The sequence below is a fragment of the Streptomyces sp. NPDC002926 genome, from assembly GCF_053591755.1.
The window spans coordinates 454,863-469,277 of record NZ_JBSFUK010000004.1 but is presented as its reverse complement, the minus strand read 5'-3'; the positions used below and the strand labels follow the sequence as shown (position 1 = coordinate 469,277).

The window sequence follows — 14,415 nt, the reverse complement described above, 5'->3', positions numbered from 1 at the left end:
GGGGGACGGTCAGCGGGCGATGCACTCCACCAGCTCGGCGCTGGTGGCCCGCGCCGTTGTCCGCACCTTGACGACCTGGTCGATCCGCTTCAGGTCCCGCTGGTCCACGGCGACGTCCAGCCGCCCGACCTCGTTGCCGTCCTTCGCGCGGGAGCGCAGCGTGCAGGTGCCTGTGGCGTCTTTGTCCTTGCGCACCTCCAGGTGCACCTGGACCTCGGAGTCGGAGGTGACATCGAACTTGATCACCTCGGCGCTGATCTTCTGGCCGGCGATGTAGTCGTAACCGAACCAGCCGATCATCCCGAGCAGCGCGACCCCGAGGACCGCGCCCACGATCTTGAGCTTGCGGTCGGCGCGCTCGTCCGCCGGGCGGCCGTAGCGGCCCTCGGGGAGCTGTTCGCGTACCGCAGCCATGATCATTCCTTCCGGGGCGGGCGGCCGGAATTTTCCGGCCCCCGATTCGGTCACTATAGAAGTCTCATGCCCGCCACCCGACCGCCGCCCCACAGCGACGTCCCCGCGGGACGGCACCAGTATTTCGCGACGAATCACTGAGGATCGAGTCTTGACTGAGCAGCTGCGACTGATGGCCGTTCACGCCCACCCCGACGACGAGTCGAGCAAGGGCGCGGCCACGATGGCCAAGTACGTGTCCGAGGGGGTGGACGTGCTGGTCGTGACCTGCACGGGAGGCGAGCGTGGCTCCATCCTCAATCCCAAGCTCCAGGGCGACGCGTACATCGAGGAGCACATCCACGAAGTGCGCAAGAAGGAGATGGACGAGGCGCGGGAGATCCTCGGCGTGAGCCAGGAGTGGCTCGGCTTCGTCGACTCCGGCCTGCCGGAGGGCGACCCGCTTCCGCCGCTTCCCGAGGGCTGCTTCGCCCTGGAGGACGTGGAGGCGGCCGCCGGGCGCCTGGTGAAGTCCATCCGCACCTTCCGCCCGCATGTCGTCACGACGTACGACGAGAACGGCGGATACCCGCACCCCGACCACATCATGACCCACAAGATCTCGATGGTGGCCTTCGACGGAGCCGGCGACGCCGAGAAGTTCCCGGAGTCCGGGTTCGGCCCGGTCTGGCAGCCGCAGAAGCTCTACTACAACCAGGGCTTCAACCGTCCCCGTACGGTCGCGCTGCACGAGGCGCTGCTCGAGCGCGGTCTGGAGTCCCCGTACGGCGAGTGGCTGGAGCGCTGGAAGGAGTTCCAGCGCGCCGAGCGCACGCTGACCACCTACGTCCCGTGTGCCGACTACTTCGAGATCCGCGACAAGGCGCTGATCGCGCACGCGACGCAGATCGACCCGGACGGCGGCTGGTTCCGCGTTCCGATGGACATCCAGAAGAAGGTCTGGCCCACGGAGGAGTACGAGCTCGCCAAGTCTCTGGTCGATACCTCCCTCCCCGAGGACGACCTCTTCGCGGGCATCGGCGACAATGCCTGATATGAGCGCAAGCGCAAACCTCGCACTGACGCATCTCGTCCCTCTCGCCAAGGAGGTCGACGACAACAAGGTCACTCCGGGCGTCCTCGGCTTCATCGTCTTCGCGGCGCTGGCCGTGGGCGTGTGGCTGCTGATGAAGTCGATGAACCGCCACATGGGCAAGGTCGACTTCGAGGAGGCCCCGGACCCGAAGGCGGACGCCCCCACGGGCGGCAAGGGCAATTCGGGCGCTGCCGCGGCGTGACCGGGCGGGGTGCCCGCGGCGGGCCTTGCCCCCCACCCTGCCGCTTCCCGAAACCATGGGGCCGGCCCCTGGACCCCGGTACGCCCTCGGGCGGTTGAGGAGCGGGGGTCCGGGGGCAGTGCCCGGCGAGGGCCCCGCCCGCGAAAGGCCCCGCACCGCCAAGGGCCGCCCTCGCCTACTTCGCCGCAGTCACCGGTACGCCCATCACCTCCCGCGCATGCCGGTTCGGCACCATCCCCAGATGCCACGCCTGCCAGCCGTCCTCCAGGTGCACGCCCCGCTCCAGCATCACCGCCAGAGCCTCCGCGCAGTCCTCCAGCTTGCCGTCGCGCGACGGGTGCGTCGTCCCCGTCAGCTCGGCCAGCTCCTCCTGGGCCACCACCGTGCCGACCTCGATACCGCCCGGTGAGGCGAACGGCAGCAGCGTGCAGCGCAGGAAGCGCGCCCAGTCCGCGCCGCGATGGTCCTCGTACGAGGTGAACAGCGCCGCCGCCTCGTCGCACAGCGCCAGCGCCTGAGCCGGACGGTTGTTGCCGCCGTCGATCAGCGCCAGCTCCAGAGCGGTCCACGCCTCCCCGTGCGCGACACCGATGCGGTGGAAGTCCGCACGGGCGTCCACCAGGAGCTGGCGGGCGAAGCCGGAATTGCGCAGATTCCCGGTCTGGGCCGCGCGTTGGTCCCTCGTCACCCGGCCCGAGTGGTGGCGGGCACAGGCCAGGCCGTACACATCGCGCATCCGCGAGAACATCGTGCGCGCCCGCTCCAGCTCCCGTACCGCCTGATCGCGGTCGCCACGTTCCTCCAGCGCCTGGCCCAGGTAGTACAGCGTCCACGCCTCACCGCGCGCGTCCTCGTTGTCCCGGTGACGCGACAGCGCCTGGCGCAGCTGGTCCACCGCCGGGGCCGGATCGCCGTCCACCAGCCGGGCACGCGCCAGCTGGGTCAGTGCCCAGGCCTCGCCGCGGCCGTCGTGGGTACGGCCGTAGGAATCCAGCGCCGTACGCAACTCCTCCTCCGCGCGCGGCACATCGCCCATCCGCAGACACACCTGGCCCAGCTGGAAGTGCGTCCACGCCTCGCCGTGCAGCGACTCGCCCTCCCGGTGCAGCCGCAACGCCGTCGCCAGCAGATCCAGCGCCTGGTTGAGATTGGCCCGGTCGCGCTCCACCGCGGCCAGTGCGTGCAGCGACCACGCCCGGTCCTCGGCCTGCTCGTCCGAGGACTGCAGCTCGATCGCCTCGTTGAGCTTCGCCGCGGCCTCGGTCAGATTGCCCTGATGGTGCAGCGTGATGCCGAGGGAACAGAGCGCGAGCGCCGTGCCCGAATCGTTCTGCGCCTCGCGGTAGAGGCCGACGACCGAGGACAGCGTCGTACGCGCCTTGTCGAGCTCGCCCAGCTGGCGGGCCGCGATGCCGGTACGCCACCGTACGGAACGCTCCAGCAGTCCCTGGTCGACAGCCTGTGACAGCTCGCTGATCTCCCCGAGCCGGTACAGGTCGCCGCGCAACAGGCAGTAGTCGCAGAGCGCGCCCAGCAGATTGAGCACAGCCTGCTGGTTCACCCCCTCGGCATGCCGCAGCGCCGAGGTGATGAAGCTCGACTCGTCGTCCAGCCAGCGCAGTGCCGCGTCCAGCGAGGAGAAGCCGTGCGCCCCGAACTGGCCCGCACGCGTGGACATCTTGCCGTCCACCATCCGGATCACCGCGCCCGCGAGATCCGCGTAGTTCTGGATCAGCCGCTCCTGAGCCGCCGTACGCTCCGCCGCCTCCTCCTCGTCCAGCAGCCTGGCCCGCGCGAAGGACCGGACGACATCGTGCAGCCGGTAACGACTGGCCCGTACATGATCTATCAGGCCCGCATCGGCCAGCCCCGACAGCAGCCGCTGCGACTCCTGCTCGTCCGTGGCCAGCAGCGCCGCCGCCGCGGCGACGCCCAGCGACGCCCGCCCGGCCAGCGCGAGCCGGCGCAGCAGCCGGCGCGCCTGCTCGGGCTGGTCGGCGTAGCGCAGCCACATCGCCCGCTCGACCGGATCCACCGGACCGTACGCACCAAGATCCGTCGCCAGCTGATGTGCGGTGCGCGCGCCGAGCGACGAACCCGCGATACGCAGCGCCAGCGGCAGCCCACCGCACAACTCCCGTACCTCGTCCACCGATTGGGCGTCGTACGGACCCGTCGAAGGATCCTCTGCCGACGCCCGCAGCAGCTCCTCCGCACCCGCCGCGTCCAGCGCCTCCACCGGCAGCTGATGCACCCACGCCGGAATGTCGTCCGGCAGCTCCAGCCGCCTGCGTGCCGTCACCAGCACCAGGCTGTCCGAACGCTCCGGCACCAGCGTCCGCACCTGCGCCGCATCGCTCGCATCGTCCAGCACCACCGTCACCGGCAGACCCGTCAGATGCTGGTGGTACAGCTCGCTCAGCCGCCGCACCTGCTGCTCCGCCGACGACCGCTCGCGGAACAGCAGCTGCTCGCGCGGCGCGCCCAGCCGGTTCAGCAGATGCAGCAGCGCATCGCGCGTCGACAGCGGTTGCTCGCCGTCACCCCGCAGATCGACGATGCACGCACCGCGGAACTGGTCCTTCAGATGATGCGAGGCCCGCACGGCGAGCGTCGTACGTCCCGCGCCCGCCGCGCCGTACAGCACCACGACCGTCGGTTTGGTCTCCGTCGAGGCACGGGCCGCGTGCACCCACTGCGCGATCTGCGTCATTTCCTCCCGGCGGCCCGCGAACGGACCCTCCGCTTCCGGCAGATGACCGAACGACTGCTCCAGCACCGAGCGCTGGCGCGCCGCCGCACTCCGGTCCGTACCGCGCAGTTGCGGCACCACGGGCGCCTTCTTCGCCGTACGGGTGGAGGAGGCCAGCATCCGCTGCTGATCCAGGAACGGGCGAATGCCCCGCACCTCCAGCGCCGTCAGCCACTGCAGCCGCAGCTGCTCGGCACCGCCCGGCTGGCCGAGCGCCCCGGCTCTGCGGTGCGCGGCCGGCCAGTGCGAAGCCGTCACCTTGGCGACGGTGGTCGCGGCCCCGGCGACCGCGACCACGGCCCCGGCACCGAGCGCGGTGGCCGTCGCCGTACCCAGCGCGATGTCCGCACCGATCGCGGCGGCCGCCGCAACGACCGTCACCAGCACGGGAGTCGAGATGTTTCCCCCGCTGAAGCGCTCGGCCAGCGGCTGCTGCCCGGCCTCCGCCTCCGCCAGCGACTGCTCGTACGCGGCGTACTCCTCGCCCGCGTTCGCCGCCATGCTGTCCAGGGCGGCCCGACCGCGTGCCAGCAGCACACTCGAGTCCGACCGCCCGCCCGAACGCCGTACCTCTTCCTCGACGGCGCGTACCAACAGCCGCTCGGCTTCCGCCCGATGGCTGTCCCGCATGTGCGTCCCCCTCCGAGAGCCCCGGTTTCCGTTCCACTTCTGTTCCGGTGACAAGTGTCCTGTGTGCGGCGCGTCAGCGCGAGAGAGTCCGACGATCAAGTGGCCCCGGCCGCTGCCGTGTTGAGGCTTCCCCGTGGCGGCCCCGGTGGCACGGGGTGTCCTGAGGGGATCTCGCCCGTTCTTGTGAATGTCGGGTGGAGTGCCGAAGAGAATGGGGAGAGCAATGGCGCCCGTATCGGTACGCGGGGGCCGGGAAGACGCGGGTCGCTCCCGTCGAGCGGTTGCTCTTCCCCGAGGCGGGAGAAGGGCGTGTACGGCTGTGTGCCGCGCCCGGGACTACTCGCGGGTACCCCCCGGTACGCACGTGGGCGGACCGCGTGGCGGTGGCCGATGCCGTGGCCCGATGGCCGGGCGATGCGGCGGATCAGGCGTCTTCAGGCAGGATGAAAGCATGGCGAACCGACTGGCCCATGAGACCTCCCCCTACCTCCTCCAGCACGCCGACAACCCGGTCGACTGGTGGCCGTGGTCGGGCGAGGCCTTCGAGGAGGCGCGCGAGCGCGGGGTGCCGGTGCTGCTGAGCGTCGGCTATTCCAGTTGCCACTGGTGCCATGTCTTCAGCCTCGAAAGTTTCGAAGATGAACAAACGGCCGCCTATATGAACGAGCACTTCGTCAACATCAAGGTCGACCGCGAGGAGCGGCCCGACGTCGATGCCGTCTACATGGAGGCCGTGCAGGCCGCCACCGGGCAGGGCGGCTGGCCCATGACCGTCTTTCTCACCGCGGACGCCGAGCCCTTCTACTTCGGTACGTACTTCCCGCCCGAGCCCCGGCACGGCATGGCCTCCTTCCGGCAGGTTCTGGAGGGGGTCTCGGCCGCGTGGACCGATCGGCGGGAGGAGGTCGGTGAGGTTGCCGGGAAGTTCGTCCGTGATCTGGCCGGGCGGTCGCTCGCGTTCGGCGGGGACGGTGCGCCCGGCGAGGAGGAGCTCGCGCAGGCGCTGCTCGGGCTGACCCGCGAGTACGACGAGCGGCACGGCGGATTCGGCGGTGCGCCGAAGTTCCCGCCGTCGATGGCCGTGGAGTTCCTGCTGCGGCACTACGCGCGCACCGGCGCCGAGGGTGCGCTGCAGATGGCCGCCGACACCTGCGAGGCGATGGCGCGCGGCGGGATGTACGACCAGCTCGGCGGCGGTTTCGCGCGGTACTCGGTGGACCGCGAGTGGGTTGTGCCGCACTTCGAGAAGATGCTCTACGACAACGCGCTGCTGTGCCGGGTGTACGCACATCTGTGGCGGGCCACGGGGTCGGACCTGGCCCGGCGGGTGGCGCTGGAGACCGCGGACTTCATGGTGCGGGAGCTGCGTACGGCCGAAGGCGGCTTCGCCTCCGCGCTGGACGCCGACAGCGACGACGGTACGGGCAGGCATGTCGAGGGCGCGTTCTACGCGTGGACGCCGCAGCAGCTGCGCGAGGTGCTCGGGGACGAGGACGGCCGGCGGGCCGCCGAGTTCTTCGGGGTGACGGAGGAAGGGACCTTCGAGGAGGGTGCCTCGGTCCTTCGGCTCCCGGACGGTGAAGCGGATGGGGGGATCAGGGAGCGGCTGCTCGCGGCGCGGGCGGAGCGGGTGAGGCCCGGGCGGGACGACAAGGTGGTCGCCGCGTGGAACGGGCTGGCGATCGCCGCGCTGGCGGAGGTCGGGGCGTATTTCGAGCGGCCGGATCTCATCGAGCGGGCGACCGAGGCGGCCGATCTGCTGGTGCGACTGCACATGGACAGCGGCGCGCGGCTGGCCCGTACGTCCAAGGACGGTCAAGTCGGCGCGAACGCGGGGGTGTTGGAGGACTACGCGGATGTCGCGGAGGGGTTCCTGGCGCTGGCGGCGGTGAGCGGCGAAGGGGTGTGGCTGGATTTCGCGGGGTTCCTTCTGGACATTGTCGTCGACCAGTTCGTGGGCGAGGCCGGGGCTCTGTACGACACCGCGCATGACGCGGAGCAGCTGATCCGCCGGCCGCAGGATCCGACGGACAGCGCGACCCCGTCCGGCTGGACGGCCGCCGCCGGGGCCCTGTTGTCCTATGCCGCGCACACCGGCTCGGAGGCTCATCGCACCGCGGCCGAGGGCGCGTTGGGTGTGGTGAAGGCGCTGGCTCCGCGTGCTCCGCGGTTCATCGGCTGGGGGCTCGCGGTGGCCGAGGCCCTGCTGGACGGGCCGCGTGAGGTGGCTGTCGTCGGACCCCGGGACGAGCCGGCGACACGGGAGTTGCACCGTACGGCGCTGCTGGCGCCGGCGCCGGGTGCGGTGATCGCGGTGGGGGAGGCGGACGGCGAGGAGTTTCCGCTGCTCAGGGAAAGGCCGCTGGTGGACGGCCGCCCGGCGGCCTACGTCTGCCGGAACTTCACCTGTGACGCCCCTGTCGTGGACGCGTCCGCGCTTGTCCGAAAACTCGCCCATTGACGGTGGAACGCCAGTGTTTATCGGCCGAACACCAGACTTTAACTTCCCGCCGATACGGTCCTCGGCGCGAGGAGTTGCCGGACGTGTGCACTGGGGAGTGCCGCTGCGCCGGGGCTGCAAGAGGTGTGTCGCCGGCCAGGGGGGTCCTGCTGCCGGGGCGCAGGTCCAAGGGGGGACCGTTCGGTGCTCATATCGGTGTTCATTGCTGCCATTTCCGTGGCGCTTTTCTGGATGGCGGCATTCACGCTGTGGTGGCAGATGCATGCCTGGCGGACGCCCGAGACGCTCGCGGCGACCCGGTTCGACCGGCCCGACGGCGGTGTCGGACTCTCTTTCTCCCTGCTGCTGCCGGCGCGGCACGAGCAGGCCGTGCTGGACCACACGATCGAGCGGCTGCTGAAATCCAGCCACTCCAACTTCGAGATCATCGTGATCGTCGGGCATGACGATCCGGAGACCGCCGCGGTCGCGGAGCGTTCCGCGGCCCGTGACCCTGTCCGGGTACGCGTGATCACCGACACCCATGAGGTGAAGAACAAGCCCAAGGCCCTCAACACCGCGCTGCCGCACTGCCGAGGCGACATCGTGGGCGTCTTCGACGCCGAGGACCAGGTGCATCCCGAGCTGCTGGCCCATGTCGACCACGCCTTCACCTCCACGGGTGCGGATGTCGTCCAGGGCGGCGTACAGCTGATCAATTTCCACTCCAGCTGGTACAGCCTGCGCAACTGCCTGGAATACTTCTTCTGGTTCCGCTCCCGCCTCCATCTGCACGCGCAGAAGGGCTTCATTCCGCTCGGCGGCAACACCGTATTCGTCCGTACGAAGGTGCTGCGCGAGGCGGACGGCTGGGACCCGAACTGCCTTGCCGAGGACTGCGACCTGGGCGTGCGCCTCTCCTCCGTCGGAAAGAAGGTCGTCGTCGCGTACGACAGCGACATGGTCACCCGCGAGGAGACCCCCGGCACCCTGATGAGTCTGCTCAAGCAGCGCACCCGGTGGAACCAGGGCTTTCTGCAGGTCTACCGGAAGAAGGACTGGAAGCAGCTGCCGGGACGCGGGCAACGGATGCTCGCCCGCTACACCCTGATGACGCCGTTCCTGCAGGCGTTCTCCGGCGTGATCATCCCGGTCAACGCCGCTGTCGCACTCTTTCTCGACGTCCCCGTCGGGATCGCCATCGTGACCTTCCTGCCGCTGATCACGGCGATGGTCACCTTTGTCTTCGAGATCGTCGGGCTGCACGACTTCGGGAAGCAGTACGGACTGCGCGTCCGCACCGGCCACTACCTCAAGCTCATCGTCGGCGGCCCCTTCTACCAGGTACTGCTGGCGGGCGCCGCGGTGCGTGCCGTCTGGCGGGAGCAGCGCGGCCGTAACGAGTGGGAGCTGACCAGTCATGTCGGCGCTCATCTCACCGAGACCCGAGAGGACGTCCACCAGTGACCACCACACTTCCGCCGGCGCCCGACACAGCCGCCGCCCCGCCTGCCGCTGCCTCGTCCGCCGTCGAGGAGTCCCGGCCGGACGCGCCCGTCCACATACGGCCCGTCATACGGTTCCGCAGTTCCCGCCCCGATCTGCTGCTCTGCGCGGGGCTGTTGGCGGCGATACTGCTCGTCCAGGGCTGGAACATCACGCACTTCCCGACCCTCAGCGACGACGAGGGCACCTATCTCGCACAGGCCTGGGCGGTGCAGCAGGGCGACGGGCTCGCGCACTACACGTACTGGTACGACCATCCGCCGCTCGGCTGGATCCAGATCGCGTTCCTCACCTGGCTGCCGTCGCTCATCGCGCCCGAGACGATGACCGTGGCGTCGATGCGCTTCGCGATGCTGCTGGTCAGCGCGGCGTGCGCGGTGCTCCTCTATGTACTGGCGCGCAGGCTGTTCCTGCCGCGCTGGGCGGCTGGGCTGGCCATGCTCCTCTTCGGCCTTTCCCCGCTCTCCGTGGTCCTGCAGCGTGAGATCTTCCTGGACAACATCGCGGTGATGTGGATGCTGCTGGCGTTCTGCCTGGCCGCGTCCCCGAGCCGCCATCTGTGGCACCACTTCGCCGCCGGTCTCGCCGCAGCGACCTCCGTACTCACCAAGGAAACGATGCTGGTGGTGCTGCCGGCGCTGCTGGTGACGATGTGGCGGCACAGCCATCGCGACACCCGCAAGTACGCGGTGACCGGAGCGATAACGGCCTGCGCGCTGATAGGTCTGTCGTATCCCCTCTTCGCGCTGCTCAACAATGAGCTGTTCCCGGGTCCCGGTCATGTGTCGCTGATCGACGGGATCACGTACCAGATGGGCCGCGAGGGTTCCGGATCGATCTTCGACCCGGGCTCTGGTTCGCACGGCGTCTTCCGGTCCTGGCTCTACTACGACCGGGTACTGCCGCTCGGCGGTCTCGCGGGCGCGGCGTTGCTGCTGGTCACGCTGCGCTGGTCGGTCACCGCGCGGGCGCTCGCCGGACCTTCGCTGGTGGTGGCGATCCTCGCCCTGGTCGCGATGCGCCCCTCCGGCTATCTGCCGGCCATGTACGTCATCCAGGCGCTGCCGTTCCTGGCGCTGGTCCTCGCGGGCGGCACGGCGAGCGTCGCGCACGCGGTGCTGCGGCGGGATTTCCGGCCTCTTGGGCGGTTGCGTTGGGGGGACCCTCAGAGTGCAGGGGGACGGGTCCGGGGCGAAGCCCCGGCGCAGCGCCCGCGGCTCCGGACCGGCATCCGCTGGGCCGTCGCCGGGATCCTCGCGGTGGCCGCGGCCGCCTACGTCGTGCCGCGCTGGTACGACGGCAACCGCGCCGCCCTGACCGTCGACGCCAACGGTCCCTACCGGGCCGCCGCTTCCTGGCTCCAGGACGAGGTGCCCGACCCGGCGTCGGCCCGGGTCCTGGTCGACGACGCGCTCTGGCTGGACCTGGTGCACGACGGTTTCGAGCCCGGCACCGGCGCCATCTGGTTCTACAAGGCCGACCTCGACCCGGCGGTGACGAAGACGATGCCGCGTGGCTGGCGAGACCTCGACTATGTCGTGTCGTCGCCGACCGTCCGACGTGACGCCGTCGATCTGCCCAACGTCAAGGCGGCACTGGAGCATTCGAAGCCGGTCGCCGTCTTCGGCGACGGCGAGGGCCGGATCGAGATCCGCCGTATCGCTGGAGGCACCCGATGACCACACCCCGTACCGGCGCGGAGGAGCTCGGCGATCCGGAACTCAGCGGCGCCCAGCTCGCCGAGCCCGGTGCCGTCACCATCATCATCCCCACCTTCAACGAATCGGGAAATGTACGGGAGTTGCTGCACCGGCTCACCGATTCGGTGCCGTCCCGGCTGCCCTGCGAGGTCGTCTTCGTCGACGACTCCACGGACGACACCCCGGAGGTGATCCGCAGCGCCGCGCAGGACTGCCCGTTTCCGGTCACCCTGCTGCACCGCGAAACGCCGGTCGGCGGGCTCGGCGGCGCCGTCGTCGAGGGCATCAAGTCCGCGGGCTCCGACTGGATCGTGGTCATGGACGCCGACCTCCAGCATCCGCCCGCGCTGGTGCCCGAACTGGTGGCGGCGGGCGAGCGGTCGGGCGCCGATCTCGTCGTCGCCAGCCGCTATATCCGGGGCGGCAGCCGCGCGGGCCTCGCCGGTGGCTATCGCATCGCCGTTTCGCGGGGTGCGACCTGGCTGACCAAGGGGCTCTTCCCGGGCCGGCTGCGCGGTATCAGCGACCCGATGAGCGGCTTCTTCGCGATCCGCCGCAATGTGGTGACAGCGGATGTGCTGAAGCCGCTCGGCTACAAGATCCTGCTGGAGCTGGCCGTACGGTGCCGTCCCGAGAAGGTCGCTGAGGTGCCGTTCGTCTTCCAGGACAGATTCGCCGGCGAGTCCAAGTCGACCGCGAAGGAGGGGCTGCGGTTCCTCGGACATCTCGTTGCGCTGCGTACGGCCGCTCCGGCGGCGCGGATGCTGGCTTTCGGGCTGATCGGGCTCACCGGCTTCGTACCGAATCTGCTCGGGCTGCATCTGCTGACGACCGCCGGAATGCACTATCTGCCGGCCGAGATCGTGGCCAACCAGTTCGGCGTCGGGTGGAACTTCCTCCTCATCGAGGTGCTGTTGTTCCGGGACCGGCGCGGGCACCGGCACTGGGCGGACCGGGCCGGGCGCTTCGCGCTGCTCGCCAACGCCGATCTGCTGTTGCGCATTCCGCTGATCGCGCTGTTCGTGGGTCACCTCGAGATGGCCGTGCTGCCCGCGACCACTCTGGCGCTGCTGACCACGTTCGTCCTGCGGTTCGCCGCGACGGAGGCGCTGGTGTACCTGCCGCGCAAGGGTCGTGTCGGGACCAAGCGGCCCCAGTAGTTCGTCCTTGACCGCCGGACGGGGCTTCTTGCACGCCTGTCCGGCCGGGGACAGCACAGAAAGGGATCTGCCCATGCTTTCAACGATCCGGAGAGGGCGCCGGCGCCCGGCCGCACTGCTGGGCGTCGGCGCAATGACCGCCGCGCTGCTGATATCCGCTCCACAGCCCGCCTCCGCCGGAGCCAACCTGATAACCAACCCCGGTTTCGAGGCGGCCGGTCCGGCCGGTACGGCGGACATGCCCGCCTGCTGGGAGAAGTCCGGCTGGGGCGACAACGACTTCACCTTCGAGACCGTGGCCGACGCGCACTCCGGCAGCAAGGCGATGAAGGTGTCGTTGAGCCGCCGCGTGGACGGCGACCGCAAGGCGATGATCACCGAGAACGTGACGTGCGCGCCCAAGGTGAAGCCGGAGAGTCAGTACGACCTCTCGCTCTGGTACAAGAGCACCACTCCCGACACGTCCGTCACCCTCTTCCGGCACGACACGACGCTGGGCTGGCAGTACTGGACGGACCTCAAGACCCTCCCGATGAGCGGCGGTTACGAGCGCGCCGAGGTCCGCACGCCCGCCGTGCCGCCGCATACCGACCAGATCACCTGGGGTGTGTCCGTCTATGGCACCGGCTCGGTCACCACCGACGACTACGTCATGGAGGAAGTGACAGCGCCCGCTCCGGAACCCCAGTGCACGGCGACACCTCAGGAGTGCGCCAAGGGCCGCTGGGAGGTACTGCCCGTGCAGAACCCGGTGCGGTCCATGCACTCCGTGGTCCTGCGCAACGGCAAGGTGCTGGTCATCGCCGGCTCCGGGAACGACCAGGCGCAGTTCGAGGCGGGCACCTTTACCTCGGCCGTCTACGACCCGGCGAACGGCACCTTCAGGACCATCCCCACGCCGGTGGACATGTTCTGTTCCGGGCATGTGCAGCTGCAGGACGGCAAGGTCCTGGTGATGAGCGGCAACAAGGGCTATCCGTCGGCCGACGGCAGGATCGGCTACCAGGGGCTGAAGGACTCGTACATCTTCGACCCGGCGACCGAGACGTACACGAAGACGAACGACATGAACGGCGGGCACTGGTATCCGTCGGCGACGGTCCTCGGCAATGGCGATGTCATCTCCTTCGGCGGTCTGAAGGAGGACTCCACCGGCAATGTGACGGCCGAGAAGTTCTCGGCGGCGCAGAACAGGTGGCTGCCGATGAACGAGGTCAACCAGACATGGTCGTACTGGGGTCTGTATCCGTCGATGATCCTGATGCAGGACGGCCGGCTCTTCTACTCCGGCAGCCATGTCTTCGGCAACGGAACGCAGGGCTCCGGTGCCTCGATCTACGACTACACCGCCAACACGATCACCGATGTGCCCGGTCTGCGGAACAAGGACCAGCGCGACGAGTCGGCGAGCGTGCTACTGCCGCCGGCCCAGGACCAGCGCGTCCTGACGATGGGCGGTGGCAACAACGAGACCAACCCGGCGGCCAACCGTCTCACCGACATCATCGATCTGAAGAGCCCCAACCCGGTATATACGAACGGTCCGTTGCTGCCGCAGGGCCAGGTCGACCAGGGGCAGGGCAAGCGTCCGCAGTCGGGCGCCGAGGGCAAGATGTTCGTCTCCGCCGTGCTGCTCCCGGACGGAAAGGTGCTGGAGACGGGGGGCGGTCTGCACGACCGGGCTGATCCTGTGTACGAGGCGTCGTTCTTCGACCCGGTGAGCAATACGTACGAGCAGGGCCTGGCGACGGACCCGATCCCGCGTACGTATCACTCCGGGTCCTTCCTGCTGCCGGACGGGCGGGTGATGTCCGTCGGCGACAACCCGGGCAACGGCACGTACAACCACAATGTGTCGGTCTACACCCCGCCGTATCTGCTCAAGGGCGCGCGGCCGAGTATCACTTCGGTGATCGACGGGCAGTGGACGTACGGGGACACGCAGCGGATCACGGTCGACCGGCCCATCGCCAAGGCGGAGCTGATCCGGCCGGCGGCGGTGACACACTCCTCCGACCCCAACCAGCGGTTCGTGGATCTGCCGATGACGGTCGACGGCAACAACGTCGACCTCAATGTCACCAGCAACCCGAATCTGGCGCCGCCCGGCTGGTACATGCTCTTCGCGGTCGACGCGAACGGCGTTCCGTCGGTGGCCCAGTGGGTGCATCTCGGGGGACCGGCGGCCCTGGCCGCGGACGCGCCGTCCGCGCATGTCCACGATTTCGCGGGCGCGCCGGCACAGGCGCCCAAGAAGGCTCAGAAGAAGCGGAGTTCGATATCGGTGAGTGCGCAGATCGCGGGCTGCGACCGGCACTACGGCACGGCCGGAGTATGTGTTCCCACGGCCTTTCCGAGGACGGTGAGGGCGGGGACGGCGGCGCGGTGTGAGTGGCTTTCGGCGCATGACTACGGCCGCTTGAAGGTCAACGGCAAGGACGATCCCCTGGGGCTCGACCCGAACAGGGACGGTCTCGCGTGCGGCAAGGGCGACCGGGTAAGCCGTTGATCCGGGCGCGGGGCCGGACGAGCCCCG

9 protein-coding genes are annotated in these 14,415 nt (G+C 69.5%); 7 read left to right on the top strand and 2 right to left on the bottom strand.

Features of this window, described 5'->3' with window-relative positions; genetic code table 11:
* Positions 1-9: 9 nt before the first annotated feature.
* Entirely contained in the window at positions 10-414 is a 405-nt protein-coding gene (locus ACWDZ6_RS11240; RefSeq protein WP_451502643.1) for a DUF4307 domain-containing protein, read from the bottom strand.
* A gap of 151 nt (positions 415-565) precedes the next feature.
* Between ACWDZ6_RS11240 and mca the strand changes: the two genes are divergently transcribed.
* Entirely contained in the window at positions 566-1,447 is an 882-nt protein-coding gene (gene mca, locus ACWDZ6_RS11235; RefSeq protein ID WP_389174670.1) for a mycothiol conjugate amidase Mca, read from the top strand.
* On the top strand, positions 1,440-1,691 hold the full coding sequence (locus tag ACWDZ6_RS11230) for a hypothetical protein (RefSeq protein WP_326652243.1): 252 nt from the start codon (positions 1,440-1,442) through the stop codon (positions 1,689-1,691). Before mca ends, ACWDZ6_RS11230 begins: the two co-directional genes overlap by 8 nt.
* 175 nt (positions 1,692-1,866) lie before the next feature.
* Here the strand turns inward: ACWDZ6_RS11230 and ACWDZ6_RS11225 are convergent, their stop codons facing one another.
* Complete coding sequence (locus tag ACWDZ6_RS11225; protein WP_451502642.1) at positions 1,867-5,073, bottom strand: tetratricopeptide repeat protein; 3,207 nt, start codon at positions 5,071-5,073, stop codon at positions 1,867-1,869.
* A 451-nt stretch (positions 5,074-5,524) separates the two neighbouring features.
* Here ACWDZ6_RS11225 and ACWDZ6_RS11220 point away from each other — a divergent pair, with 451 nt between their 5' ends.
* From ACWDZ6_RS11220 to ACWDZ6_RS11200, 5 genes are all read left to right on the top strand, one after another.
* Positions 5,525-7,534 carry a thioredoxin domain-containing protein gene (locus tag ACWDZ6_RS11220; protein WP_451502641.1) on the top strand — a complete coding sequence of 670 codons (2,010 nt, stop codon included), beginning with the start codon at positions 5,525-5,527 and terminating at the stop codon, positions 7,532-7,534.
* Between the two features lie 231 nt (positions 7,535-7,765).
* Positions 7,766-8,980 carry a glycosyltransferase gene (locus ACWDZ6_RS11215; protein WP_451502640.1) on the top strand — a complete coding sequence of 405 codons (1,215 nt, stop codon included), beginning with the start codon at positions 7,766-7,768 and terminating at the stop codon, positions 8,978-8,980.
* Positions 8,977-10,698 carry an ArnT family glycosyltransferase gene (locus ACWDZ6_RS11210; protein WP_451502639.1) on the top strand — a complete coding sequence of 574 codons (1,722 nt, stop codon included), beginning with the start codon at positions 8,977-8,979 and terminating at the stop codon, positions 10,696-10,698. Before ACWDZ6_RS11215 ends, ACWDZ6_RS11210 begins: the two co-directional genes overlap by 4 nt.
* A complete protein-coding gene (locus ACWDZ6_RS11205; protein WP_451502638.1) occupies positions 10,695-11,879 on the top strand; it encodes a glycosyltransferase in 1,185 nt (394 codons plus the stop codon). The genes ACWDZ6_RS11210 and ACWDZ6_RS11205 overlap by 4 nt, the downstream gene beginning before the upstream one ends.
* A 73-nt stretch (positions 11,880-11,952) precedes the next feature.
* Positions 11,953-14,388 carry a galactose oxidase-like domain-containing protein gene (locus ACWDZ6_RS11200; RefSeq protein ID WP_451502637.1) on the top strand — a complete coding sequence of 812 codons (2,436 nt, stop codon included), beginning with the start codon at positions 11,953-11,955 and terminating at the stop codon, positions 14,386-14,388.
* The last annotated feature ends 27 nt before the right edge of the window (positions 14,389-14,415 follow it).

What these genes read in the sequence shown, in the direction of transcription:
- ACWDZ6_RS11240 (WP_451502643.1), bottom strand. Translation starts at nt 414, where the DNA reads ATGGCTGCGGTACGCGAACAGCTCCCCGAGGGCCGCTACGGCCGCCCG.
- ACWDZ6_RS11230 (WP_326652243.1), top strand. Translation starts at nt 1,440, where the DNA reads ATGCCTGATATGAGCGCAAGCGCAAACCTCGCACTGACGCATCTCGTC.
- ACWDZ6_RS11225 (WP_451502642.1), bottom strand. Translation starts at nt 5,073, where the DNA reads ATGCGGGACAGCCATCGGGCGGAAGCCGAGCGGCTGTTGGTACGCGCC.
- ACWDZ6_RS11220 (WP_451502641.1), top strand. Translation starts at nt 5,525, where the DNA reads ATGGCGAACCGACTGGCCCATGAGACCTCCCCCTACCTCCTCCAGCAC.
- ACWDZ6_RS11215 (WP_451502640.1), top strand. Translation starts at nt 7,766, where the DNA reads ATGGCGGCATTCACGCTGTGGTGGCAGATGCATGCCTGGCGGACGCCC.
- ACWDZ6_RS11205 (WP_451502638.1), top strand. Translation starts at nt 10,695, where the DNA reads ATGACCACACCCCGTACCGGCGCGGAGGAGCTCGGCGATCCGGAACTC.
- ACWDZ6_RS11200 (WP_451502637.1), top strand. Translation starts at nt 11,953, where the DNA reads ATGCTTTCAACGATCCGGAGAGGGCGCCGGCGCCCGGCCGCACTGCTG.